The following is a 23,253-nucleotide window of genomic DNA, read 5'->3' as shown; positions in this document are numbered from 1 at the left end:
ACATGTGCCACCCTGTTGCGCGCAACAACACGCACTGGGAGGGGAGTACGGGTGGCCGCGCCACTGCAGCTGACACGGATGCACCGCATACTCATCGGCGTGGTCGTCGCGGGTGCGGTGATCATCGCCGGTATCGGCTTCGCCGGTTCGTACGCCGCCGTCCGCGAGCTCGCGATCAAGAAGGGCTTCGGGAACTTCTCCTACGTCTTCCCGATCGGCATCGACGCCGGCATCTGTGTCCTGCTCGCCCTGGACCTGCTGCTGACCTGGATCAGGATCCCCTTCCCGCTGCTGCGCCAGACGGCATGGCTGCTGACGGCCGCCACCATCGCCTTCAACGGCGCGGCGGCCTGGCCCGACCCGCTCGGCGTCGGCATGCACGCCGTCATCCCGATCCTCTTCGTCGTCGCCGTCGAAGCCGCCCGGCACGCGATCGGCCGGATCGCCGACATCACCGCCGACAAGCACATGGAAGGCGTCCGCCTCACCCGCTGGCTGCTGTCCCCGCTGCCCACCTTCCTGCTGTGGCGCCGCATGAAGCTGTGGGAACTGCGCTCCTACGAAGCGGTCATCAAGCTCGAACAGGAACGCCTCGTCTACCAGGCCCGGCTGCGCTCCCGCTTCGGCCGCGCCTGGCGCCGCAAGGCACCCGTCGAATCCCTGATGCCCCTGCGCCTCGCCCGCTACGGCGTCCCCCTCGCCGAGACCGCCCCCTCCGGCCTGGCCGCCGCGGGCATCGAGCCGGCACTCCTTCCCCCTGCGCCGAAGCAGCCGGAGCTGGAGACGGCCGTCCCCGCCGCGGACGGCCGCGCCGCTGTGCAGGCGCCCGTGCCCCAGGACCAGCGCCGCGCTCAGGACGACGACCGGCCCGCGCCCGCCGAGCAGCCGGAGTACGGGCAGCGGCCTCAGCCGGACGGCAACCCCTGGTTCGCCCAGCCCGGGCAGAACATCGTCTACGAGGGTGGCTACGACCCCGCCTACGAGCCGCCGTACGACCCCACGTACGCCGCCGAGCAGGAGGGGTGGCAGTGGCACGACGAGCAGCAGCCTCCGATGTACGAGCCCGGACCGGAGGAGACCGGCAGTTTCCCGATCCCCGCGGGCGCGGGCGGCCGTACGCGGCAGCTGGGCGAGGGCGGCGGCACCCCGGAGCCGGAGCAGCTGCCGATCCCCTCGCCGCGTGAGGAGCAGTCCGCGCAGCCGGACGAGAAGGCCCAGGAGGAGGCGTACTACCAGGTGTTCCGTCAGTCGATAGACGGCAGCTTCCCCACGCCGCGCGTCCTCGGCGACAACATAGAGGCCACCTACGGCACGACGCTCAGCCCCAGCGCGCTGAAGAACCTCACGGACCGGTTCCAGAACCGCTTCAACGCGGAGCTGGAGGAGGACCACATCGCCTGACGGCTGTCGGCTGCGGGCCGACGTGAACGGAACGAAGGGGGGCTCCCGGTGATCACCGGGAGCCCCCCTTCGCCGTACCGTCCGGGGTGTTACGCGCCGAGCAGCTTGCGCACGCGCTCCTGCCCGACCGCGAGCAGCAGCGTGGGCAGACGCGGGCCCGTGTCGCGCCCGACGAGCAGGTGGTAGAGCAGCGCGAAGAAGGTGCGCTGGGCGACCTTGATCTCCGGCGGGAGCTCCTTGGCGGTCGCGTCGGCGCTGTAGCCGGCCTGGACCTTGGGGACGCCGTAGACGAGGTGGGTCAGGCCGTCCAGGGACCAGTTCTCCTCCAGTCCCTCCAGGAGCAGGCGCAGCGAGGCGCGGCCCCGCTCGTCGAGGGACCCCAGCAGTTCGGCGTCCGGCTCGTCGCGGACGACGGTGCGCTCCTCGGCGGGGACCTGCGTGTTGATCCAGGTCTCGGCCTTGCCGAGCCGGGGCCGGACCTCGTCGAGCGAGCCGAGCGGGTTCTGCGGATCGAGCTCGCTGAGGATGCGCAGAGTCTGGTCCTCGGCACCGGCGGTGATGTCGGCGACGGAGGCGAGCGTGCGGTACGGCATCGGACGGGGCGTCCTCGGCAGCTCCCCGGCGGCCGTGCCCACCGCGCGCGCGTACGCGGCGGCGTCGGCCGGGAGGACCGAGCCGTCGGCGACCTTGCCCGCGAGCTTGTCCCACTCGTCGTACAGCCGCTGGATCTCCTGGTCGAAGGCGATCTTGAACGACTGGTTCGGGCGACGGCGGGCGTACAGCCAGCGCAGCAGCTGCGGTTCCATGATCTGGAGCGCGTCCGCGGCCGTGGGCACGCCGCCCTTGCTGCTGGACATCTTCGCCATGCCGGAGATGCCGACGAAGGCGTACATCGGGCCGATGGGCTGCTTGCCGCCGAAGATCCCGACGATCTGCCCGCCGACCTGGAACGACGAGCCGGGCGAGGAGTGGTCGACGCCGCTCGGCTCGAAGATCACGCCCTCGTGCGCCCAGCGCATCGGCCAGTCGACCTTCCAGACCAGCTTGCCGCGGTCGAACTCGCTCAGCCGGACGGTCTCGGAGAAACCGCAGGCGGAACAGGTGTAGGTCAGCTCGGTCGTCTCGTCGTCGTACGCCGTGACGGTGGTGAGGTCCTTCTCGCACCGGCCGCAGTACGGCTTGTACGGGAAGTAGCCCGAGGTGCCGCTGCCGTCGTCCTCGGCGGCGGCGCCGGAACCCTCGGCGGCCTCCAGTTCGGCCTCGTCGACCGGCTTCTGGCCCTGCTTCTTGGCGGGGGCCTTCTTGGTCCGGTACTGGTCGAGGATCGCGTCGATGTCGCCGCGGTGCTTCATCGCGAACAGCACCTGGTCGCGGTAGGCGCCCGAGGTGTACTGCTCCGTCTGGCTGATCCCGTCGTACTCGACACCCAGCTCGGCCAGCGCCTCGACCATGGCGGCCTTGAAGTGCTCGGCCCAGTTCGGGTACTCCGAGCCCACCGGGGCCGGTACGGACGTCAGCGGCTTGCCGATGTGCTCCGCCCAGGACTCGTCGATGCCGGGGACGCCGGCCGGGACCTTGCGGTAGCGGTCGTAGTCGTCCCAGGACAACAGGTGCCGCACGGTGTACCCGCGGCGGCGGATCTCGTCGGCGACGAGGTGCGGGGTCATGACCTCGCGCAGGTTGCCGAGGTGGATGGGGCCGGAGGGCGAGAGCCCGGACGCGACGACGACCGGTTTGCCCGGGGCCCGACGCTCCGACTCGGCGATGACCTCATCCGCGTAACGGGAGACCCAGTCGGTGGTCTCGGTGCTCTGAGCCACGATCGGCACGTCCTTCTTTCTCATACGCCAGTACGGCTGACGCGTCCATTCTCCCAGCTCGGACCCGAACCGCGAAAACGGCTTTTCACCGCATGGGATACTGGGTTTTCTGTACTGAGTAACTCCCGGAACCCGAGCAGAACGGCACTCACTCCATGGCCTCGGTCACGTCCCTCACCGCTTCCGTCCACCAGCGCCTCGCGGACGCCCTCTCGGCAGCTCTGCCGGAGGCCGGTTCCGCGGACCCGCTGCTGCGACGAAGCGACCGGGCCGACTTCCAGGCCAACGGCATCCTGGCGCTCGCGAAGAAGGCCAAGGCGAACCCGCGGGAGCTGGCCACCCAGGTCGTCGCGCAGGTCGAGTCGGGTGACGTGATCAAGGACATCGAGGTCTCCGGCCCCGGCTTCCTGAACGTCACGATCACCGACAGGGCGATCACCGGGAACCTCGCCGCGCGGTACGAGGACGGCGCGCGCCTCGGCGTGCCCGTCGCGGACCACCCGGGCACGACGGTCATCGACTACGCCCAGCCGAACGTGGCGAAGGAGATGCACGTCGGCCACCTGCGGTCCGCGGTGATCGGCGACGCGGTCGTCCAGCTGCTGGAGTTCACCGGCGAGACGGTCGTCCGGCGCCACCACATCGGCGACTGGGGCACCCAGTTCGGCATGCTCATCCAGTACCTGATCGAGCACCCGCACGAGCTGGACCACAAGGGCGGCGCGGTCTCCGGCGAGGAGGCCATGTCGAACCTGAACCGGCTCTACAAGGCCGCCCGGACGGTCTTCGACTCCGACGAGGAGTTCAAGACGCGGGCGCGGCGCCGGGTGGTCGACCTCCAGGCGGGCGAGCCCGAGACGCTGGCCATGTGGCAGAAGTTCGTGGACGAGTCGAAGATCTACTTCTACTCGGTCTTCGACAAGCTGGACATGGAGATCAGCGACGCGGACGTGGTCGGCGAGTCCGGCTACAACGACATGCTGGACGAGACGTGCCGCCTCCTGGAGGAGTCGGGCGTGGCGGTCCGCTCGGACGGCGCGCTGTGCGTGTTCTTCGACGACGTGAAGGGCCCGGACGGCAACCCGGTCCCGCTGATCGTGCGGAAGTCCGACGGCGGCTACGGCTACGCGGCGACGGACCTCTCCGCGATCAGGGACCGCGTCTTCAACCTGAAGGCGACGTCGCTCATCTACGTCGTGGACGCCCGCCAGTCCCTGCACTTCAAGATGGTCTTCGAGACCGCGCGCAGGGCCGGCTGGCTGAACGACGACGTGAAGGCCCACCAGCTCGCCTTCGGCACGGTCCTCGGCAAGGACGGCAAGCCCTTCAAGACGCGTGAGGGCGAGACGGTCCGGCTGGTCGACCTGCTGGACGAGGCGGTCGAGCGGGCCTCCGCGGTCGTGCGGGAGAAGGCGCTGGACCTGTCCGAGGAGGAGATCGCCGAGCGGGGTGCCCAGGTGGGCATCGGCGCGGTGAAGTACGCGGACCTGTCGACGTCGGCGAACCGGGACTACAAGTTCGACCTGGACCAGATGGTCTCGCTGAACGGCGACACGTCCGTCTACCTCCAGTACGCGTACGCCCGTATCCAGTCGATCCTGCGGAAGGCCGGCGAGGTCCGCCCGGCCGCGCACCCGGAGCTCGAACTGGCCGGGGCGGAGCGGGCGCTGGGGCTGCACATCGACGCTTTCGCGGAGGTCGTCGCCGAGGCGGCGACCGAGTACGCCCCGCACAAGCTGGCCGCGTACCTCTACCAGCTGGCGTCGCTGTACACGACCTTCTACGACAAGTGCCCGGTCCTGAAGGCCGAGACGCCGCAGCAGGTGGAGAACCGCCTCTTCCTGTGCGACGTCACGGCCCGCACGCTGCACCAGGGCATGGCCCTGCTGGGCATCCGGACGCCCGAGCGGCTCTGACACCGCGGGCGTCCGGGCGGACACAGCCCGACGGCGGCCCCGGCGGGACGGCAGCGACCGTCCCACCGGGGCCGTCCGCCTGTCAGGCGTAGTAGTGGATGGTGCCCCGCAGCGCTGCGGCAGCGCCCTCGCAGTGCTGGACGAAGGTCGCCGCGAACGCCTCGACGGCGCCGTCGTCCCCGCGCGCCAGCCTGGTCACGGTGAACTCGCCGGTGGACGTGTTGCAGCCGCGGCCGTTGCCGTGGACGTCGAGCCCGCCGAACGTCTCGTCGCTGCTGCGCCGCGTCTCGTAGGTGCGGCCCGCCTCCAGCCGCTGTCCCGTCGGCGGGGTGAGCAGCGCCGTGTAGTACTCGCGCTTGCCAGAGACGTCGTACTGGACGCCGTCGCCCCACGCGCGCAGGCCGAACGTACTGGTGGCACCGGTGTGCCGGGCGCTCGTGCCCTGCCCGATGTAGTCCCCGGAGTCGCTGGTGTGGGCGTAGGACAGCGGAAGCGCCCGGTACTTGACGACGCCCTTGAGCGCCGGGGCCGTGGCGCTCTCGCAGTGCTGGGTGTACGTCGCGTCCAGGACGGTGATCGCGCCGGAGCCGTCCGTCTCGATCTGGTCGACCGAGAACTGCCCGTACACCTCGTTGCATCCGCGTCCGTCGCCGGAGACGTCGAGGCCCGGGGAGCGGCCGGTGCGGAACGCGGCCCTCTCCGCGTCGCGGTAGACACCGGGGTGGAGCTTCTCGCCGGCCGGCGCGGCGAGTTCGACGTCCCACCAGGTGCTGTCGGTGGACACGCGGAAGCGGGCGTACTCCGCGGAGCCCCCCACAGTGATCGTGGCCGTCCTCGCCGTGTACGCCGCGGCGGAGCCCTGCCCTATGTAGTCACCGGCCTGGCTGGTGTGGCTGTACTTGGTCACCGCAACGGGTGCGCCGCCTGCCGCCGCGGCGGGCGCGGCCAGGGCCGTGGTGAGACCGACCGTCGCCGTGAGACCTGCCAGCAGGCCGGTCAGAGCGCGTCGCCATCCTGTGCGTCGGAGCACGGATGCATCCCCCCTCCATGAGGACGGGCGCCCCCGCTGGGCACCCGTCCCTCCGTTGTAACAACCGCCACCGGCATCCATCGCGGCACTGACGCCAATCAGCCAACACCTTGTCCGTTCCACGGTGTTGCCGACGGTGTCCCCGTGAGGTGAGGGCGCGACGCGTTGTCAGTGGCGGACCCTAGAGTCACCGGCATGGCGACACTTCCGAACCCGCTGCCGCAGCTCGCGGCCGACCCGAGCGGCGCCTCGCTCGGGCTTGAACTCCCGCCCGGGACGCTGGTCGACGCGACCGACGAGGGCCCCTGGCACGAGCCGCTGCTGTGGCACGCCGACGTCCCGGCGGAGCCCGGTGGCTGGGCGGCGCTGGAGCCCGCCCGGCGGACGTCCGGTCTGCTCCCGGTGCTCCTGGACGTGGGGGGCACCCAGGGCGGCCCGCAGGACTGGGAGTTGATGCCGGACGAGACGACGTATCCCGGCGACCACGACGCCGAGGAGGTGCTCGAGGAGTTCTGGGACCAGTACGCGGCGGACAAGCTCGGCGCCGACGAGGACTACCCCGGCAAGGAGAAGGTCGTCGAGATATTCGGCGAACCCAACACGTTCGACGAGACGATCGCGCCGTACGGCCCCACGTGGCCGGGCCTCGCACCCGCCACCGGGCAGGGGGCCGACCCCGACGCCCGCGCCGCCGAGGTCGCCGACGCCCTCGCGGACGGCGGCTCGTGGCTGAAGGACCCGCGCCTGGCCCTCGTACCGGCGCGGCGCAGCGCGGACATCCCCGCGGCGGTCGGCTGGACCGGCCCGATGAACTACGAGAACGACGTGGCGCGGCTGTGCGCCGTCCTGCGTTCCTGGGAGGACCGCTTCGGGATACGCGTCGTGGCGCTCACCTTCGACCAGCTGGTCCTGTCGGTGGCCGCCCCGCCGAGCACCCGGGCGGAGGCCGAGGCCGTCGCCGCCGAGCACTTCGCCTTCTGCCCGGACAACATCACGCAGGGCCATCACGAGGTCCTGCGCGACTACGCGGCGCGGGAGGTGCTCGGCCGGCGGGTGTGGTCCTTCTGGTGGGACTGAGCCGCACGTGAGGCCGGTGGTCCCGCGACCACCGGCGTTCGCGCCCCGGCCGGTGGTCGCGCACCGGCCGGCGGTCCCGCTCCGGACGGCGGTCCCGCTCCGGACGGCGGTCCCGCTCGGGACGGCTGTCTAGCCGCGCAGCCCGGTCCTGAGCCGCCGCAACCCCTCCGCGATCTCTTCCGGGGTCTGCGTGACGAAGCACAGCCGCAGCGTCGCCGGATCGGGTGCTGCGGCGTAGAAGGGGGCTCCGGGCACGTACGCCACGTCCTGCTCCACCACGCGCGGGAGCAGGGCCGTGGTGTCGTACGACTCGGGCAGCCGCGCCCAGAGGAACATGCCGCCCTCGGGACGGGTCCAGGACGACCCGGCGGGCAGGGCCTCGGCGATGCCGGCGAGCATGGCGTCGCGCCGCTCCCGGTACACGGCGGCGACCCCGGCCACATGGGCGTCCAGGTCCCGGTCGGCCAAGTACCGTGCGGCGGCGAGCTGGTTGACGGTCGGCGTGTGCAGGTCGGCGGCCTGCTTGGCGACGGCACACGCGCGGCGCAGGGCCGCGGGCGCCCGCAGCCAGCCCAGCCGCATCCCGGGCGCCATCACCTTGGAGAAGGAGCCCAGCAGCACGGTCCGGTCCGCCGCCCCGTCGTGGGAGGCGATCCACGGGACCCGCTCGCCCTCGAAGCGGAGTTCGCCGTACGGGTCGTCCTCGATGATCCACAGTCCGCGCCGGGCGGCCACCGCGGCGACGGCGGCCCGCCGCTCGCCGGGCAGGGTGCGTCCCGTGGGGTTCTGGAACGTGGGCACGGTGTAGAGCAGCTTGGGCCGCTCGCGGGCCGTCAGCGCGTCCAGGGCGTCCGGGTCGAGGCCGTGCTCGTCGCCGGGCACGGCCACGATCCGCGCCCCCGCGAAGGAGAACGCCTGGAGCGCCGCCAGATAGCAGGGACTTTCGACGAGCACGGTGTCGCCCGGCTCCAGCAGGGCGGTGGCGAGCAGGGACAGCGCCTGCTGCGAACCGGTGGTGACGAGCACGTCGTCCGCGGTGGTCGGCAGCCCGCGGACGCGGGTCCGCTCGGCCAGCGCGGCCCGCAGCGCGGGCTCGCCCTCGGTCGTCGAGTACTGCAACGCCCGCTCGGGGACCTGTGCGAGCACGTCGCGGTAGGCGGCGGCGATGCCCTCGGCGTCGAACAGCTCCGGTGCGGGCAGGCCGCCCGCGAAGTTGATGACCTCGGGGCGCGCGGTGACCGCGAGGATGTCGCGTACCGGCGAGCCGCCGATCGCGGTGGCCCGTGCGGCGAGCGCGGGCACGGGTGCACTGCCGCTCCTGGCGGGAACGTTCTCGACGACGGTCACGATGGGCTCCTTGTCCGCGACTCCACGACGGCACTTCGTCCCGCACCCTACGGAGATCCCTGCCGTCTACACCTTTCAATTCCGCGATCCGGACGGCCGGACGCCTCCGGGGCCGTCGATCTCGGCCCGGGACCGCCCGGCCGCACCGGGGTTCAGCGCTTGACGCCCGTGGCGGCGTACACGTTGATGTCCGCGTCCGTGACGTCGTTGATGTCGCGGTAGCGGACCTTCTCGATGTCGTCGAGCCCGGCGAGATGGGCGGGATCGGCGGCCTCCGGCGCGGGCGCGGCCCCGTCGGGGCGCCAGTGGTGCGCGGGCACGACACCCGGCTCGTCCATCTCCAGCCCGCACTCCGTGAAGAACCGCTCGACCTCCGCCCGGGACCGCAGCACGAACGTGAAACCGCGCTCCGTGTAGGTGCGTTGCACGGCCCGGATGTTCTCCGGGTTGAGGTCCTCCGTGAGGTGCGTGAGCACGAGCCGGCTCCCCGAGGGCAGGGCGTCGACCAGTCGGCGCACGATCGGGTAAGCCTCCTCGTCCTCGACGAAGTGCAGGATCGCCACCAGCACCAGCGCGACGGGCTCGTCGAAGTCCAGCGTCTTGGCGGCCTGTTCGAGGATCTGCGCGGGCTGCCTGAAGTCCGCGTCGATGTAGTCGGTGCGTCCCTCGGGCCCGCTGGTGAGCAGGGCGCGTGCGTGCGCGAGGACCACCGGGTCGTTGTCGACGTACACGACCCGCGCGTCCGCGGCGATGCGCTGGGCGATCTGGTGGACGTTCTCCTGCGTCGGCAGCCCGGTGCCGATGTCGAGGAACTGGCGTATGCCCTCCTGCGCGGCCAGCGTGGTGACGGCGCGGCGCAGGAAGTCCCGGTTGTGCCGTACGTCGAGATAGCCCCGCGGGTTCGCCGCGAGCGCCGCGGCGGCGGCGTCACGGTCGACGGGGTAGTTGTCCTTGCCCCCGAGGAAGACGTCGTAGACGCGGGCCGGATGCGCCTTGGTGGTGTCGATCCTCCTTCTCAGCTCGGCGGGGTCCTGGCTGAGAGCATCACCGGGCATGGGGCCTCTCCCTGGGGAGTTCGGTCATCAAACGGGCAACAACCTAACTCCTGACGGGACTTGATAGTGCCCGCTCCGGCACGACGGCATCGAGCCGGTACGGGCGCGGGCACTGTCGTCAGGACGGCATGGAGCCGGTACGACCGCGGTCGGTGTCGTCAGGACGGCTCGGTCGCGGACACCGCGGTGACGGTCACCGTGTCGTCGCACTCGGCCAGGACGCCGTCGTCCAGGGCGACCTGGTGCGAACCGGCATCGGGGAGGCCGACCACCAGGGTCGGGTACGTGACGGGTGTCGAACCGGACTCGCAGTAGCCGTCGGCCTCGCCCTGGACCTGGACGAACGTCAGCTTCGTCCAGGCCTTGCCGCCCGGCGCGAGCAGCACCTTGGACGCGGTGCCCGAGGGCGTGACCGCCAGCGGGTGGTTCTTGTCCGGGGAGCCGTTGCCCGCACCCGCCACGGTCGGGTGGCCCTGGACGGTGCACGGCACTGAGGAGGTGTTGGTGAACCGGACGACCGCCGCGCCGGTTCCGGTGCCGTCGGGCCGGTCCTCGGCCTGGCGCATGGACGCCTCCAGGTCCGACACCCCGCAGGCCTTGGCCGCCGCGGGCGTGGACGGCGCGGACGGCGAGCCCGCACCGCCGGGAGAGGCCTTCCCCGAGGGCGGCGTCGACGTGCCGGCGGACGGAGCGCCGCTGGACGCGGCCGGCTCGGCCGGTCGACGCGACGGCGAGGAGCCGGACCCCACCCCGTCGTCGCCCGGCTGACACGCGGTCATGAACAGGGCGGCCGCCGACACGGTCACCATCGCCAGCGCTGTCCTGCGGACACCCGTCCTGTACTGCGTCCCGTACTGCATGCGGTCCCCCGAGAGAAGTTCAGGCGCCGGTCCTCACCGGCACTCGTCGCTTCAGAGCGCGGGACCGGTTCGCGGGGTTCACCTGCGAGGCGGTCTGTGACACGACGGTGACGGATTACGCCCGTAAGGCCGAAACTCCGGACAATCCACATGCACGGCGCAGTGTCCCGCCAGGCGCACCCGGCCGGCGCCGCCGCCTAGGGGGATTCGTTTGGATCAGCCCGGGTCCGCGACGCCCGGCACGGCACCTCGCCGCGTTGTCGGAACACCCGAGTACGCCCAGTACGCGAGTGATCCTCCGCCGTGCGACGCACCGCACCGTTCACCGCGGCCCGTTCCGACCTGATCCGAACGAAACCCCCTAGCCGACGGCCGCCGTCTGCCACTCGCTGCCGCCCAGCGGATAGTCGTACGCCGGCCGTCCCGCGTTCCCGCTCGTGCGGAACACCTTCCCCCGGTCGTCGATCCGTACGGTCCCGTGCCGAGTACCGCTCGACCACTCCAGCTCCAGGTACCAGCCGACGTCGTGCGCCCGCGCGTGCGCCAGCACGTAGAAGACTTCCGGATCGGACTCGCTGACCTTGTAGGGGAAGTCGCGCTGGCCGTGCTCGGGCACGACCGTCGGGCGCCCGTCGTCGAGGTCCACGCCGAAGGACTTCGTCGACACGTTGCCGCCGCAGCCCACGCCCATCGTGTAGTCGTTCCAGGGAAGCGGGCTGCCCTTGTGCACGACACGCACGTGCAGCGCCTCCAGCACGACGGTCGCCTTTCCGGTGCCCTGCACCGTGAGCGCCAGCATCTGGTCCTTGCCGGCGACACCGCCCAGCGCGCCGACCCACCCGCGGGCGTCCTGCTCGCCGGGCGGCGGGGGCACCTGCGCGGGCTCCCTGTTCACCAAGTAGTGCTGGCTGCACGGGTCTTCGAACCGGTACGGGTTGGTGGCGACCAGGGGTGCGGTGCCCTCGGCGGCGCCGGAGCCCGGTGCGGCGCCGCCCGGCGCGGTGCCGGACGCCGAGGCACCACCGCCGCGCGAGGCCGGCGCCGAGGGCGACGGGTGCCGCGTGCCGGGCGTCGCGGTGGCGGTCGCGGTGCCCGTCCCCGTCGCCGTGGTGCCGGGCGTGGCCTCGGCGGACGGCGCGACGGCCCCGGCGGACCGTTCCCCGCCCCGGTCGTCCGTGCCGGGCACGAGGTTCACGACGAGAGCGGCGGCGACGGCAGCGGCGGCCACGGCGGCTGCGGCGAGCACGACGGATCGCCGGCGCCGGGGCACCCGTGCCCGCGCGGGCACGGACCCGCCCGGTGAGGCGGGGAGGGGGTCCGTGGCATCGGAGGAGCCGGCTCCGGCGCCGGCCGCCCCCGGGGACCCGGCCTCGGCCTCCGCGTCCCCGGCGGACGAAGCCCCCGGCGCGTGAGCCGCCCCGGGTTCCCGCTCCGCCGGTTCCTGCTCCGTCGTCGCCCCGTTGCCCGCCACCACCGTGTCGGCCTTCTCCGCCCCTTCGGCCTCGACCGCCCCGTCGGCCGCCGCTGCCCGGTCCACAGTCTGCGGCCCACCCGCCGCGGACGGCACCGGCCCGGCGGACGGCACCGGCCCTGCCGACGCCTCCGGCTCCGCCGCTCCCTTGCGCCCTCGCAGCGCGTCCGCCCGAACCCACCTCCGGTGCAGCTCCAGCAGTTCGCCGGGAGTGGCCTTGCACAGCCGGGCGAGCCGTTCCACGGGCGCGTAGTCCGCCGGTACGGCGTCCCCGTTGACGTATCGGTGCAACGTCGACGCACTCACGTGCAGCCGCTTCCCCAGCACCCCGTAACTGAGTCCGGACCGCTCCTTCAACTCCCGCAGGAGCTCCGCGAAATCGTCCCGCGCCACCCTTCCCCCATCCCCCGCGTCCCGTGGCCGCGTTCCAGGGGCATGTCATTCCCCCAGGTCAGACCCCGTACAAACGTTCCGGCGTCCCGAATGCCCCGGCCACCGTGGCGGTCGGGACGGATCACCGCCCAAGCTGTTGTCATCCAAGCACGCCGCTCCCCTCGACCGGTCGAGCGGCCGCTCCAACCAGCCATACCTGCACAGGGGGACCACTCATGTCCGCACGCACCACCCGCACCCGCCTCCTCGCCGCCTCCACGGTCGCACTGGCCGCACTCGCGCTCTCGGCGTGCGACAACGGGCAGGGCGTACGGGACGAGGGCCCGTCCGCCGCGTCCAAGTCCTCGGCGCGGCCGACCGGTTCGTCGTCCACCGGAGGTTCCGACACCGGCTCCACGAGCAAGCCGGCCAGGAGCACCGGCGGCACGGACGGCGGCACCACGGCCGGCGGTTCGGGCGGTGCCTCGGGCTCGTCCGGAAAGACCTCCGGGGGCTCGACGGGCGACGGCAAGGCCGGCGGGTCCACCCGCAACGCCGCCTGCAACGGCTCCAACACGAAGACGACCGCCACCGAGGTCACCCGCCCCCTCAACCACATGCTCCTCACCGTCACCAACACCGGTTCGAAGAACTGCGACCTGACCGGCTACCCCATCGCCCGCTTCGGTGAGGCGCAGGCGGTGCCGCCGGTCGCCGAGGAGACCCACCCGCAGGCGGTCGTCACCCTCGCCCCCGGCGAGTCCGGCTACGCGGGCGTGCGCCTGTCCGCGGCGGACGGCAGCGGCGGCAACGGCTACACGGCCAAGACCCTGGTCGTCGGCTTCGACAAGGGCGCCTCCGCCCGCCCCGCGCTCCCCGCGAAGGGCGTGTACGTCGACGACAAGCTCCTGCTCACCTACTGGCAGCAGAGCCTGGACGACGCCCTGACGTACTGAGCACGGGCGGCCGGGGAGTCACTTACCGGAAGGTGAGGAGCTGACCAATTAGTGGGTACTTGTGGCGAGTTGGGGGTCCGACCAGCATGGTCCCCATGACTTCCGACGATCTTGCCGAGTCCGCGGCCGCCACGGCCCCCGCCGCCCCCGTCTCCGTCCTGGGCCTCGGCCTCATGGGCACGGCCCTGGCCTCCGCCTTCCTGAGGGCGGGGCACCCCACGACGGTGTGGAACCGCACCCCGTCGAAGACCGGCCCCCTGGTGGCCCAGGGCGCCGCCCCGGCCGACACCCCCGCCCGGGCCATCACGGGCGGCCCGCTGACCCTCGTCTGCCTCACCACCTACGACGACGTGGCCGGACTCCTCCACCCGCACGCCGACGCCCTCGCGGGCCGCACCCTGGTGAACGTCACCAACGGGACGCCCGCGCAGGCCCGGAGGACGGCGTCCTGGGCGCGGGACCACGGCATCGCGTACCTGGACGGCGGCATCATGGCCGTCCCCCCGATGATCGGGACGCCCGCGGCGTACGTCCTCTGCAGCGGCGACGAACAGGCCTACCGGACGCACCGGGGCACGCTCGCCGCGCTCGGCGGCACCCGCTGGACCGGCACCGACCCGGGCCTGGCCGCGCTGTACGACCTGTCGCTGCTGACGGGCATGTACGGGATGGTCGCGGGCGTGGCCCAGGCGTACGCCCTGATCCGTTCGGAGGGCATCGGCGCCCGGGAGTTCGCGCCGCTGCTGTCCGACTGGCTGGTCGCGATGGCCGGCGGTCTGGTCCCGGGCACCGCGGAGGCCGTCGACAGCGGACGGCATCTCACCGACGTGTCCAGCCTGGCGGTCAGCCGGGCCGCGTTCCCCGGACTCCTCGCGACCTTCGCCGAACAGGGCCTGCGCACCGAACTGTTCACACCGATGCGGGACCTGCTGGACCGGGCGGTCGCGGAGGGGTACGCCGACGACGGGCTCTCCCGCCTGGTGGACCTACTGACGGCCTAGCGTCCGGGCGGCCTCGGTGGCCCAGTAGGTGAGGATGTTCTGCGCCCCGGCCCGCTTGATGCCGGTCAGCGACTCCAGGATGGCCTTGTCCCGGTCGATCCAGCCCTTCTCCGCGGCGGCCTCGATCATCGAGTACTCGCCGGAGATCTGGTACGCGGCGACGGGCACGTCGACCGCGTCCGCGACCCGCGCGAGGACGTCCAGGTACGGGCCGGCCGGCTTGACCATCACCATGTCGGCGCCCTCCTCGAGGTCGAGCGCCAACTCCCGCATCGCCTCCCGCACGTTGGCGGGATCCTGCTGGTACGTCTTCCGGTCGCCCCGCAGCGAGGAGCCCACGGCCTCGCGGAAGGGACCGTAGAACGCCGACGAGTACTTGACGGTGTACGCCAGGATCGAGACGTCCTCACGGCCGATCTGGTCCAGCGCGTCGCGGACGACGCCGATCTGGCCGTCCATCATCCCGCTGGGTCCCACCACGTGGGCCCCGGCGTCGGCCTGCACCTGAGCCATCTCGGCGTACCGCTCCAGCGTCGCGTCGTTGTCGACGCGGCCCTCGGCGTCCAGGACCCCGCAGTGCCCGTGGTCGGTGAACTCGTCGAGGCACAGGTCCGACATGACGATCAGGTCGTCGCCGACCTCGGAGCGGACGTCGCGCAGCGCGACCTGGAGGATCCCGTCGGGGTCGGTACCCGCGGTTCCCTGGGCGTCCTTGCTGGCGTCGTCCGGCACACCGAACAGCATGATCCCGGAGACCCCGGCCTCCAGCGCCTCCACGGCGGCCTTCCGCAGGCTGTCACGCGTGTGCTGCACGACACCGGGCATCGCCGCGATCGGCACCGGCTCGCTCACGCCCTCCCGCACGAACGCGGGCAGGATGAAGTCGGCGGGGTGCAGGCGCGTCTCCGCGACCATGCGGCGCATGACAGGTGTCGTACGCAGCCGCCGCGGCCGCGTACCGGGGAAGGATCCGTACTTCGTCATACCCCCCACGCTACGCCTGCCCCAAGGGCACCTATACCGACGCTTTGTCGGCGTTCGCGACCGCGGGCCGGGCCGGGATCGGCCCGTCGGACGTCCGGGCGCGAGGCTGTGCGGGCCGCGGCGGGGGTCCGGGGACGGCAGCCCCCGTGTCCACGCGACGGGCAGGGGCCGAGGGGAGGAAACACATCCCCCGGCCCCCTGCCGTCAGGTGGTGCGGCGGCGGCGCGACCCGGGCCGGCGCTCGCTCGGCCGCGTCACCGGGTCACCGGCGTCCAGCGCGGCGGCCCGTCGGCGCAGCCCGAAGTCGGCCAGCGCCTCTGCGAGCTTGTGCACCGACGGCTCCGGCGCCATGACGTCGACCCGCAGTCCGTGCTCCTCCGCCGTCTTGGCGGTGGCGGGGCCGATGCACGCGATGACGGTCACGTTGTGCGGCTTGCCCGCGATGCCCACCAGGTTCCGCACGGTCGACGACGAGGTGAAGAGCACCGCGTCGAAGCCGCCGCCCTTGATGGCCTCGCGCGTCTCCGCCGGCGGCGGCGAGGCGCGCACGGTCCGGTAGGCCGTGACGTCGTCGACCTCCCAGCCCAGCTCGATGAGCCCGGCGACGAGCGTCTCGGTGGCGATGTCGGCACGCGGCAGGAACACCCGGTCGATCGGGTCGAACACCGGGTCGTACGGCGGCCAGTCCTCCAGCAGTCCGGCGGCCGACTGCTCACCGCTCGGCACCAGGTCCGGCTTCACGCCGAAGGCGATCAGCGCCTTCGCGGTCTGGTCGCCCACGGCCGCGACCTTGATCCCGGCGAAGGCGCGGGCGTCGAGCCCGTACTCCTCGAACTTCTCCCGCACGGCCTTGACCGCGTTCACCGAGGTGAAGGCGATCCACTCGTAGCGGCCGGTCACCAGGCCCTTGACCGCGCGCTCCATCTGCTGGGGCGTGCGCGGCGGTTCGACGGCGATGGTCGGCACCTCGTGCGGTACGGCTCCGTAGGACCGCAGCTGGTCGGAGAGCGAAGCCGCCTGCTCCTTCGTACGCGGCACGAGGACCTTCCAGCCGAACAGCGGCTTGGACTCGAACCACGACAACTGGTCGCGCTGGGCGGCTGCGGAACGCTCACCGACCACGACTATCACCGGTCGGCCGCCGTCCGGGGACGGCAGCACCTTCGCCTGCTTCAGCGTCTGCGCGATGGTGCCGAGGGTGGCGGTCCAGGTGCGCTGGCGCGTGGTGGTACCGGCGACGGTCACCGTCATCGGGGTGTCGGGCTTGCGCCCGGCCGCCACGAGTTCACCGGCGGCCGCGGCCACGGAGTCGAGCGTCGTCGAGACCACGACGGTCCCGTCGGACGCGCCGACCTCGGTCCAGCAGCGGTCGGAGGCCGTCCGCGCGTCGACGAACCGGACGTCCGCGCCCTGCGCGTCGCGCAGCGGCACACCCGCGTAGGCGGGCACGCCGACGGCGGCGGCGATGCCGGGCACGACCTCGAACGGGACGCCCGCTGCGGCGCAGGCGAGCATTTCCTCGGCGGCGTACGTATCAAGTCCCGGGTCCCCGGACACCGCACGCACGACCCGCTTGCCGCCCCGCGCGGCCTCCATGACAAGATTGGCGGCGTCCCTCGACGCGGGGTCACCAACGGTTGTTGACGCGCCGTCAACAACCGTCAGCTGAGGCGTGCCCGTGCCCAGGTACGCATCCGAAGAAGTGTCCGGATCGGTGTTCAGCACGGCGACGCTTTGTCTGGCATGCACACGCACCACGTCGAGCACCTCGTGCTCGGCGACGAGAACGTCCGCGTTCGCCAGCGCCTCAACGGCGCGCAGTGTCAGGAGTCCTGGATCCCCGGGTCCGGCACCCAGGAAGGTGACGTGCCCGTGTTCCGGACCGGCGGGAAGGTTGGTGGGGCTCAAAGTGCTCGCTCCCCCATCAGACCGGCCGCGCCCTTGGCAAGCATCTCGGCGGCGAGTTCACGGCCGAGCGCAATCGCTTGGTCATGTGTCTCGGGCACGGGACCGGTGGTGGACAGCTGCACCAGCGTCGAGCCGTCGGTCGTGCCGACGACGCCGCGCAGGCGCATCTCCTTGACAATCTGCCCGTCGGCCAGCAGGTCGGCGAGCGCGCCCACGGGTGCGCTGCAGCCGGCCTCCAGGGCGGCAAGCAGGGACCGCTCGGCGGTCACGGCGGCCCGGGTGAACGGGTCGTCGAGCTCTCCGAGCGCTGCGACGAGGTCCGCGTTGTCCGCGGCGCACTCGATCGCCAGTGCCCCCTGGCCGGGGGCGGGCAAAACAGTGTCGACCGACAGGAAGTCGGTGACCTCGTCGATACGGCCGATCCGGTTGAGTCCGGCGGCGGCGAGCACGACGGCGTCGAGTTCCCCGCTGCGCACGTACCCGATGCGGGTGTCGACGTTCCCGCGGATGGCGACCGTCTCGATCGTCATCCCGTGATTGCGCGCGTACGAGTTCAGCTGGGCCATGCGGCGCGGCGAACCGGTGCCGATGCGCGCGCCCTCGGGAAGTTCGGTGAAGGTGAGCCCGTCACGGGCGACCAGCACGTCGCGCGGGTCCTCGCGCAGCGGCACGGCGGCCAGCGCCAGGTCGTCGGGCTGCGCGGTCGGCAGGTCCTTGAGGGAGTGCACGGCGAAGTCGACGTCACCGCGCACCAGCGCCTCGCGCAGCGCGGTCACGAAGACCCCGGTGCCGCCGATCTGCGCGAGGTGCTCGCGCGAGGTGTCGCCGTACGTCGTGATCTCGACCAGCTCGACGGGGCGCCCGGTCACCCGGCTGACGGCGTCCGCCACCTGCCCGGACTGGGCCATGGCGAGTTTGCTGCGCCTGGTCCCCAGCCTCAGCGCACCTTCTCGGTGGGTTCGCGGCTCACTCATGATCGCCCTCGGTTCCTGGCGTTCTCGTTCTCGTTCTTGGGTTCGTCGTCGGCCCGCGAAACGGAGGCGACCGTCTCGGGGTCCAGGTCGAACAGGGTCCGCAGTGCGTCCGCGTACCCGGCGCCGCCCGGCTCGGCCGCGAGCTGCTTGACCCGCACGGTCGGTGCGTGCAGCAGCTTGTCGACGACGCGCCGCACGGCCTGCGTGATCTCACCGCGCTGTCTGTCGTCGAGGCCGGGCAGCCGGCCGTCGAGCCGCGCGATCTCGTTCGCGACGACGTCGGCGGCCATGGCGCGCAGGGCCACCACGGTGGGCGTGATGTGCGCCGCCCGCTGGGCGGCGCCGAAGGCGGCCACCTCGTCGGAGACGATCCTGCGCACCTGGTCGACGTCCGCGGCCATCGGCGCGTCCGCGGAGGCCTCGGCCAGCGACTCGATGTCGACGAGACGCACGCCGAGCAGCCGGTGCACGGCGGCGTCGATGTCACGGGGCATCGCGAGGTCCAGCAGCGCGAGCACGGGCGCGGGCCGGGGGGCCTCGACGACGGGCTCGGGCCTGCGGCGCTCGGGGATGCGGCCCGCGGTGGCGACGGCGGAGACCAGCGCGGCGATGGCGTCGGCGTCGCTCTCCGGGTCGAGCAGCGTGGACACGCCCGCGTCGTGGACCGTGGCGGTCCCTGCGGCGGCCGGACGCTGCGCGCGGCCCGCCGCGTCGCCCTTGTCCACCCAGGCCGCGTGCTGCTCCAGCTCGGCCGCGGCCATGCCGGCCACCGCCGCCTCGCCCAGCACCGAGAAACCAGCCGTGCTCTGCACTCCGGGCAGGTCGAGGGGGCAGCCCTCCTCGGCGCCGGCCCCGGTCGGCGCGAGCGGGGTGCCCGGCTGCGCGGTGCGGGCCGCGGGTGACGGCGTACGGGCGGACTCGGCACCGGTCACGGACCGTCCCGTGCGGCCCTCCACGGCCGCCGCGACGGCCTCGGCCGTCAGGACGAGCCCGGTGGCGCCGGTGCAGGAGACGGCGATGTCGGCACGTGTCAGCTCGACCGGTACCGACTCCATCGGTACCGCGCGGGCCGACACGTCCGTGTCCTCGCTGTCGGTGAGGATCCGGGCCAGGCGCTCGGCACGCTCGAAGGTGCGGTTGGCGATCACGATCTCGCCGACACCGGCGCGCGCGAGGGTGGCCGCGGCCAGCGAGGACATCGAGCCCGCGCCGATGACCAGGGCCTTCCTGCCCTTGGCCCAGGCCTCGACCGCCGCACCGGCGGACAGCTGCTCCAGGCCGAAGGTGACCAGGGACTGGCCCGCACGGTCGATGCCGGTCTCGGAGTGTGCACGCTTGCCGACCCGCAGTGCCTGCTGGAACAGGTCGTTCAGGAGACGGCCGGCGGTGTGCAGCTCCTGCGCGGTGGCCAGCGCGTCCTTGATCTGACCGAGGATCTGGCCCTCGCCCACGACCATCGAGTCCAGGCCGCACGCCACCGAGAAGAGGTGGTGGACCGCCCGGTCCTCGTAGTGCACGTACAGGTACGGGGTGAGCTCCTCGAGGCCGACCCCGCTGTGCTGGGCGAGCAGCAGGGACAGCTCGGCGACGCCCGCGTGGAACTTGTCCACGTCGGCGTACAGCTCGATGCGGTTGCAGGTGGCGAGCACGGCGGCCTCGGCGGCCGGTTCGGCGGCGAGGGTGTCCTGGAGCAGCTTGACCTGCGCGTCCGCGGACAGTGCGGCGCGTTCGAGGACGCTGACCGGAGCGCTGCGGTGGCTCAGCCCGACGACGAGGAGACTCATGCCGGCATCACGGCGGGGACGTCCCCGTCGGGTCCTTTCTCGTCGTCGTCCTGGTGGGCCGCGGCCACGGCACCGGCCTGCGACTCGGCTTCCTCACCGGCCTTGCGCTGCTCGTGGAACGCCAGGATCTGCAGCTCGATGGAGAGGTCGACCTTGCGCACGTCGACGCCGTCCGGGACGGACAGGACGGTCGGTGCGAAGTTCAGGATGGAGGTGACTCCGGCGGCGACCAGGCGCTCGCAGACCTGCTGGGCGACACCCGGCGGGGTGGTGATCACGCCGATGGAGACGCCGTTGTCGGAGATGATCTTCTCGAGGTCGTCGCTGTGCTGCACGGTGATCCCGGCGACCTGCTTCCCGGCCATCTCGGGATCGGCGTCGATCAGCGCGGCGACCCGGAAGCCACGGGACGCGAACCCTCCGTAATTGGCCAGCGCCGCGCCGAGGTTACCGATACCGACGATCACAACCGGCCAGTCCTGGGTCAGGCCCAGCTCACGGGAGATCTGGTAGACGAGATACTCGACGTCGTACCCCACGCCACGGGTCCCGTAGGAGCCGAGGTACGAGAAGTCCTTGCGCAGCTTCGCGGAGTTGACCCCCGCCGCGGCCGCGAGCTCCTCGGAGGAGACCGTGGGGACCGAGCGCTCCGACAGTGCGGTGAGGGCTCGGAGGTACAGCGGAAGCCTGGCGACGGTGGCCTCGGGAATCCCTCGGCTGCGGGTCGCCGGTCGGTGAGTTCGGCCAGTTGCCACGGTGCTCCTGCGGGTAGAGCGGGGCTGCAGGCGGTCACACGTACCTAGACCGCCCCGTCGAATGCAGGCTATGTCTTTGTGAACGCGTGCACAAAGATGGTGTCCGATTTGCCCGGCCAACGTGACCGGGGTCACGCGCGCCCGGCGCACACGTATGGAACCGGCGCACACGCATCTTCGTTCGGCACCTGAAGGGGGCAAAACCGCACACTCTCCTCAACGCATCCCGCCCCCGAGACCAATCGCCGTCGATCCTAGGCGACTTTCCGGACCACTTGGACTACCCAGTCAGGTCACATCGAGGTCACGGCGCGCCCACGGCGGGGCGGCACCGGCGTTCCCGCACGGGGTCCGCCGGGTGAATTCACCGTGTGAGGGCTTTGCGCAGGCGTTCCTCGTCCACCCGCCAGAACGTGTGCTGCGCGCCGTCCACCAGCACCACCGGGATCTGTTCCCAGTACTCGCGGTGCAGCGCCTCGTCCTCGGTGATGTCCTTCTGCTCCCAGGGCACACCGAGATCGCCGCAGACCTTCTCCACGACCTGCTGTGCGTCATCACACAGATGACAGCCGGGCTTCCGGATCAGTGTGACGAGCCGGTCCTGGGGGGCCTTGCGTCGAAACATGGGACTCATGTCGGCCATTCTCGCCCCGCGCACGGCGACACGGCTCCTCGACGGGCACATCCGGCGAACCTCGCCTGAACACCCGCGGAGCCGCTCCGGCGCACCGATGGGAGCACTTCTTTAACGGCTCGGTCGCGGAGAGTTCACAGCGCCGAATCCTCTCGACTCCGGAACCACCGAACAAACTGGCTATGCTCACGCCATGGCCGCTCTCGGATGGCTCACTCCCCGTAGGCGCTCCGCCACGGCGCGGAGCGTGTTGGCAGGCGAGGCCTCTGCGGAGGCAGCGCGCAAGTCCTCGCAGGAACTGTCCTCGCAGGAACTGGAAGAACCGGCACCCGACACCGCCGCGGAGGAACCGGAGTTCCCGGTCCTCGGCGACGACAGGGCCGCCGCGTTCTTCGACCTCGACAACACCGTGATGCAGGGCGCGGCCCTCTTCCACTTCGGCCGGGGCCTGTACAAGCGGCGGTTCTTCGAGACGCGCGACCTCGTCCGATTCGCCTGGCAGCAGGCGTGGTTCAGGCTCGCGGGCGTCGAGGACCCCGAGCACATGCAGGACGCGCGCGACTCCGCGCTGTCGATCGTCAAGGGACACCGCGTCTCCGAACTGATGTCGATCGGCGAGGAGATCTACGACGAGTACATGGCCGAGCGGATCTGGCCCGGCACCCGCGCCCTCGCCCAGGCACACCTCGACGCGGGCCAGAAGGTGTGGCTGGTCACGGCCGCCCCGGTGGAGATCGCCACGGTGATCGCCCGCCGCCTCGGCCTGACCGGCGCCCTCGGCACCGTCGCGGAGTCCGTCGACGGCGTCTACACCGGCAAGCTGGTCGGCGAGCCGCTGCACGGCCCGGCGAAGGCGGAGGCGGTCCGCGCCCTGGCCTCGGCGGAGGGCCTGGACCTCTCCCGCTGCGCCGCGTACAGCGACTCGCACAACGACATCCCCATGCTGTCGCTGGTCGGGCACCCCTACGCCATCAACCCCGACACCAAGCTGCGCCGGCACGCCCGGGACTCCGACTGGCGCCTGCGCGACTACCGCACCGCCCGCAAGGCCGCCAAGGTCGGCATCCCCGCCGCCGCCGGAGTCGGCGCGGTGGCCGGCGGCACCGCGGCCGCCATCGCCCTCCACCGCCGCCGCCGCTGACCCACCCCGCCGCCCCGGCCCCGGCCCACCAGGCCGGGGCCGGCCGCGTTGCCCGCACACCTCCGCGAACTCCGGGCACGCCCGGCCGCCGGAGAGCCCCGGCCGCCCGCCCGACGCCGGAGAGTCCCGGCCCGCCCGAGGCGCGAGAGTTCCAACCCGTCCAACGCCCGAGAACCCCGGCCCCGCCCGACGCCGGAGAGTCCCAACCCGTCCGAGGCCGGAGAGCCTCAGCCCGTCCGGCGCTTGAGGACGAGGCCGTCCAGGCCGATCCGGGACGCGGGACCGAAACCCGCACCCCCAGCCCTCCCGATCCGCCCAGCGCCGCGCACCCCTCCACCCGGCCGGTGCGCAAGAGTCCCAGCCCGTCCGGCGCTTGAGGGCGAGGCCGTCCAGGCCGACCGGGGGTCTGGGGGCGGAGCCCCCAGGAGTACGGGACAGGCAAGGGGCGGAGGGGGCGCAAACCGCCCGGCCGGCCACCGGGCCACGCCCAATTCAGCAGGTTCTACCCGCACAGCCCCGCCGCCAGTCCCCTTGCCGTGAGACGGCCACAACACGCCCCGCACCCAGACGGAACACGAACTAATCCGATCAACAACTGTTCACCAACCGGCACTTGAAAAGGCGTCGATCGGTAACAGAAGCGACGTAATCGATGATTTGAGCAACTGGGTGTAGCGCTGCCTGTACGAAGCGTTATTCTCCTCAGACGCAAACCGGTACCCCTCCGTCGCCACGACGGGTGAACGGTCCCGCACTGCACGTGATGG

19 protein-coding genes are annotated in these 23,253 nt (G+C 72.1%); 7 read left to right on the top strand and 12 right to left on the bottom strand.

The genetic code is table 11. The features are described 5' to 3' along the window. The first annotated feature begins 51 nt into the window (after window positions 1-51). Window positions 52-1,401 carry a DUF2637 domain-containing protein gene (locus ACSYGO_RS26375; protein WP_460387842.1) on the top strand — a complete coding sequence of 450 codons (1,350 nt, stop codon included), beginning with the start codon at window positions 52-54 and terminating at the stop codon, window positions 1,399-1,401. 89 nt (window positions 1,402-1,490) lie between these two features. Here ACSYGO_RS26375 and lysS read toward each other — a convergent pair whose 3' ends face one another. Then, a complete protein-coding gene (lysS, locus tag ACSYGO_RS26370; protein ID WP_435228590.1) occupies window positions 1,491-3,230 on the bottom strand; it encodes a lysine--tRNA ligase in 1,740 nt (579 codons plus the stop codon). Window positions 3,231-3,376: 146 nt separating this feature from the next. On the opposite strand from lysS, the gene argS reads away from it, so the two are divergent. Beyond that, window positions 3,377-5,137, top strand: coding sequence for an arginine--tRNA ligase (argS, locus tag ACSYGO_RS26365; protein WP_426682559.1), 1,761 nt, complete (start codon window positions 3,377-3,379; stop codon window positions 5,135-5,137). A gap of 82 nt (window positions 5,138-5,219) precedes the next feature. Here the strand turns inward: argS and ACSYGO_RS26360 are convergent, their stop codons facing one another. Continuing rightward, the gene (locus ACSYGO_RS26360) at window positions 5,220-6,167 is read right to left on the bottom strand and encodes a hypothetical protein (RefSeq protein WP_426682560.1); all 948 of its coding nucleotides are present in this window, start codon (window positions 6,165-6,167) and stop codon (window positions 5,220-5,222) included. Between the two features lie 195 nt (window positions 6,168-6,362). Here ACSYGO_RS26360 and ACSYGO_RS26355 point away from each other — a divergent pair, with 195 nt between their 5' ends. Continuing rightward, window positions 6,363-7,244: a DUF4253 domain-containing protein gene (locus ACSYGO_RS26355; protein ID WP_432176824.1), complete on the top strand. Its 882-nt coding sequence runs from the start codon at window positions 6,363-6,365 to the stop codon at window positions 7,242-7,244. 129 nt (window positions 7,245-7,373) lie between these two features. Here the strand turns inward: ACSYGO_RS26355 and ACSYGO_RS26350 are convergent, their stop codons facing one another. From ACSYGO_RS26350 to ACSYGO_RS26340, 3 genes are all read right to left on the bottom strand, one after another. Continuing rightward, window positions 7,374-8,591 (bottom strand): aminotransferase-like domain-containing protein, encoded by a 1,218-nt coding sequence (locus ACSYGO_RS26350; protein WP_432176823.1) that lies wholly within the window; start codon window positions 8,589-8,591, stop codon window positions 7,374-7,376. Window positions 8,592-8,743: 152 nt separating this feature from the next. Further along, window positions 8,744-9,646, bottom strand: coding sequence for an SAM-dependent methyltransferase (locus tag ACSYGO_RS26345; RefSeq protein ID WP_426682563.1), 903 nt, complete (start codon window positions 9,644-9,646; stop codon window positions 8,744-8,746). A 158-nt stretch (window positions 9,647-9,804) separates the two neighbouring features. After that, entirely contained in the window at window positions 9,805-10,212 is a 408-nt protein-coding gene (locus ACSYGO_RS26340; protein ID WP_460387839.1) for a DUF4232 domain-containing protein, read from the bottom strand. Between ACSYGO_RS26340 and ACSYGO_RS26335 the strand changes: the two genes are divergently transcribed. Next, a complete protein-coding gene (locus ACSYGO_RS26335; protein WP_426682565.1) occupies window positions 10,211-10,414 on the top strand; it encodes a hypothetical protein in 204 nt (67 codons plus the stop codon). The two genes, ACSYGO_RS26340 and ACSYGO_RS26335, sit on opposite strands and share 2 nt — an antisense overlap. Before the next feature lie 453 nt (window positions 10,415-10,867). Here the strand turns inward: ACSYGO_RS26335 and ACSYGO_RS26330 are convergent, their stop codons facing one another. Next, entirely contained in the window at window positions 10,868-12,370 is a 1,503-nt protein-coding gene (locus ACSYGO_RS26330) for a helix-turn-helix domain-containing protein (RefSeq protein ID WP_460387837.1), read from the bottom strand. 215 nt (window positions 12,371-12,585) lie between these two features. Here ACSYGO_RS26330 and ACSYGO_RS26325 point away from each other — a divergent pair, with 215 nt between their 5' ends. Together ACSYGO_RS26325 and ACSYGO_RS26320 are read left to right on the top strand one after the other, a co-directional pair. Beyond that, entirely contained in the window at window positions 12,586-13,305 is a 720-nt protein-coding gene (locus ACSYGO_RS26325) for a DUF4232 domain-containing protein (protein WP_460387835.1), read from the top strand. 95 nt (window positions 13,306-13,400) lie between these two features. Next, window positions 13,401-14,306 (top strand): NAD(P)-dependent oxidoreductase, encoded by a 906-nt coding sequence (locus tag ACSYGO_RS26320; protein ID WP_432190034.1) that lies wholly within the window; start codon window positions 13,401-13,403, stop codon window positions 14,304-14,306. Here the strand turns inward: ACSYGO_RS26320 and hemB are convergent. From hemB to ACSYGO_RS26290, 6 genes are all read right to left on the bottom strand, one after another. Beyond that, window positions 14,292-15,290, bottom strand: a complete 999-nt coding sequence (gene hemB, locus ACSYGO_RS26315; RefSeq protein WP_426682569.1) for a porphobilinogen synthase — start codon at window positions 15,288-15,290, stop codon at window positions 14,292-14,294. The genes ACSYGO_RS26320 and hemB overlap by 15 nt on opposite strands. 204 nt (window positions 15,291-15,494) lie before the next feature. Further along, the gene (locus tag ACSYGO_RS26310; RefSeq protein ID WP_426682570.1) at window positions 15,495-17,198 is read right to left on the bottom strand and encodes a bifunctional uroporphyrinogen-III C-methyltransferase/uroporphyrinogen-III synthase; all 1,704 of its coding nucleotides are present in this window, start codon (window positions 17,196-17,198) and stop codon (window positions 15,495-15,497) included. After that, on the bottom strand, window positions 17,195-18,172 hold the full coding sequence (gene hemC / locus ACSYGO_RS26305) for a hydroxymethylbilane synthase (RefSeq protein ID WP_426682571.1): 978 nt from the start codon (window positions 18,170-18,172) through the stop codon (window positions 17,195-17,197). The genes ACSYGO_RS26310 and hemC overlap by 4 nt, the downstream gene beginning before the upstream one ends. Beyond that, on the bottom strand, window positions 18,169-19,956 hold the full coding sequence (locus ACSYGO_RS26300) for a glutamyl-tRNA reductase (RefSeq protein ID WP_426682572.1): 1,788 nt from the start codon (window positions 19,954-19,956) through the stop codon (window positions 18,169-18,171). Before ACSYGO_RS26300 ends, hemC begins: the two co-directional genes overlap by 4 nt. Further along, the gene (locus tag ACSYGO_RS26295; protein ID WP_095935822.1) at window positions 19,953-20,711 is read right to left on the bottom strand and encodes a redox-sensing transcriptional repressor Rex; all 759 of its coding nucleotides are present in this window, start codon (window positions 20,709-20,711) and stop codon (window positions 19,953-19,955) included. Before ACSYGO_RS26295 ends, ACSYGO_RS26300 begins: the two co-directional genes overlap by 4 nt. A gap of 364 nt (window positions 20,712-21,075) precedes the next feature. Further along, window positions 21,076-21,354: a glutaredoxin family protein gene (locus ACSYGO_RS26290; protein WP_359503959.1), complete on the bottom strand. Its 279-nt coding sequence runs from the start codon at window positions 21,352-21,354 to the stop codon at window positions 21,076-21,078. Window positions 21,355-21,538: 184 nt separating this feature from the next. Between ACSYGO_RS26290 and ACSYGO_RS26285 the strand changes: the two genes are divergently transcribed. After that, window positions 21,539-22,486, top strand: a complete 948-nt coding sequence (locus tag ACSYGO_RS26285; RefSeq protein WP_051371535.1) for an HAD family hydrolase — start codon at window positions 21,539-21,541, stop codon at window positions 22,484-22,486. The last annotated feature ends 767 nt before the right edge of the window (window positions 22,487-23,253 follow it).

This window comes from Streptomyces krungchingensis, from assembly GCF_054729265.1.
This window is presented reverse-complemented; position numbering and strand designations above follow the sequence as displayed.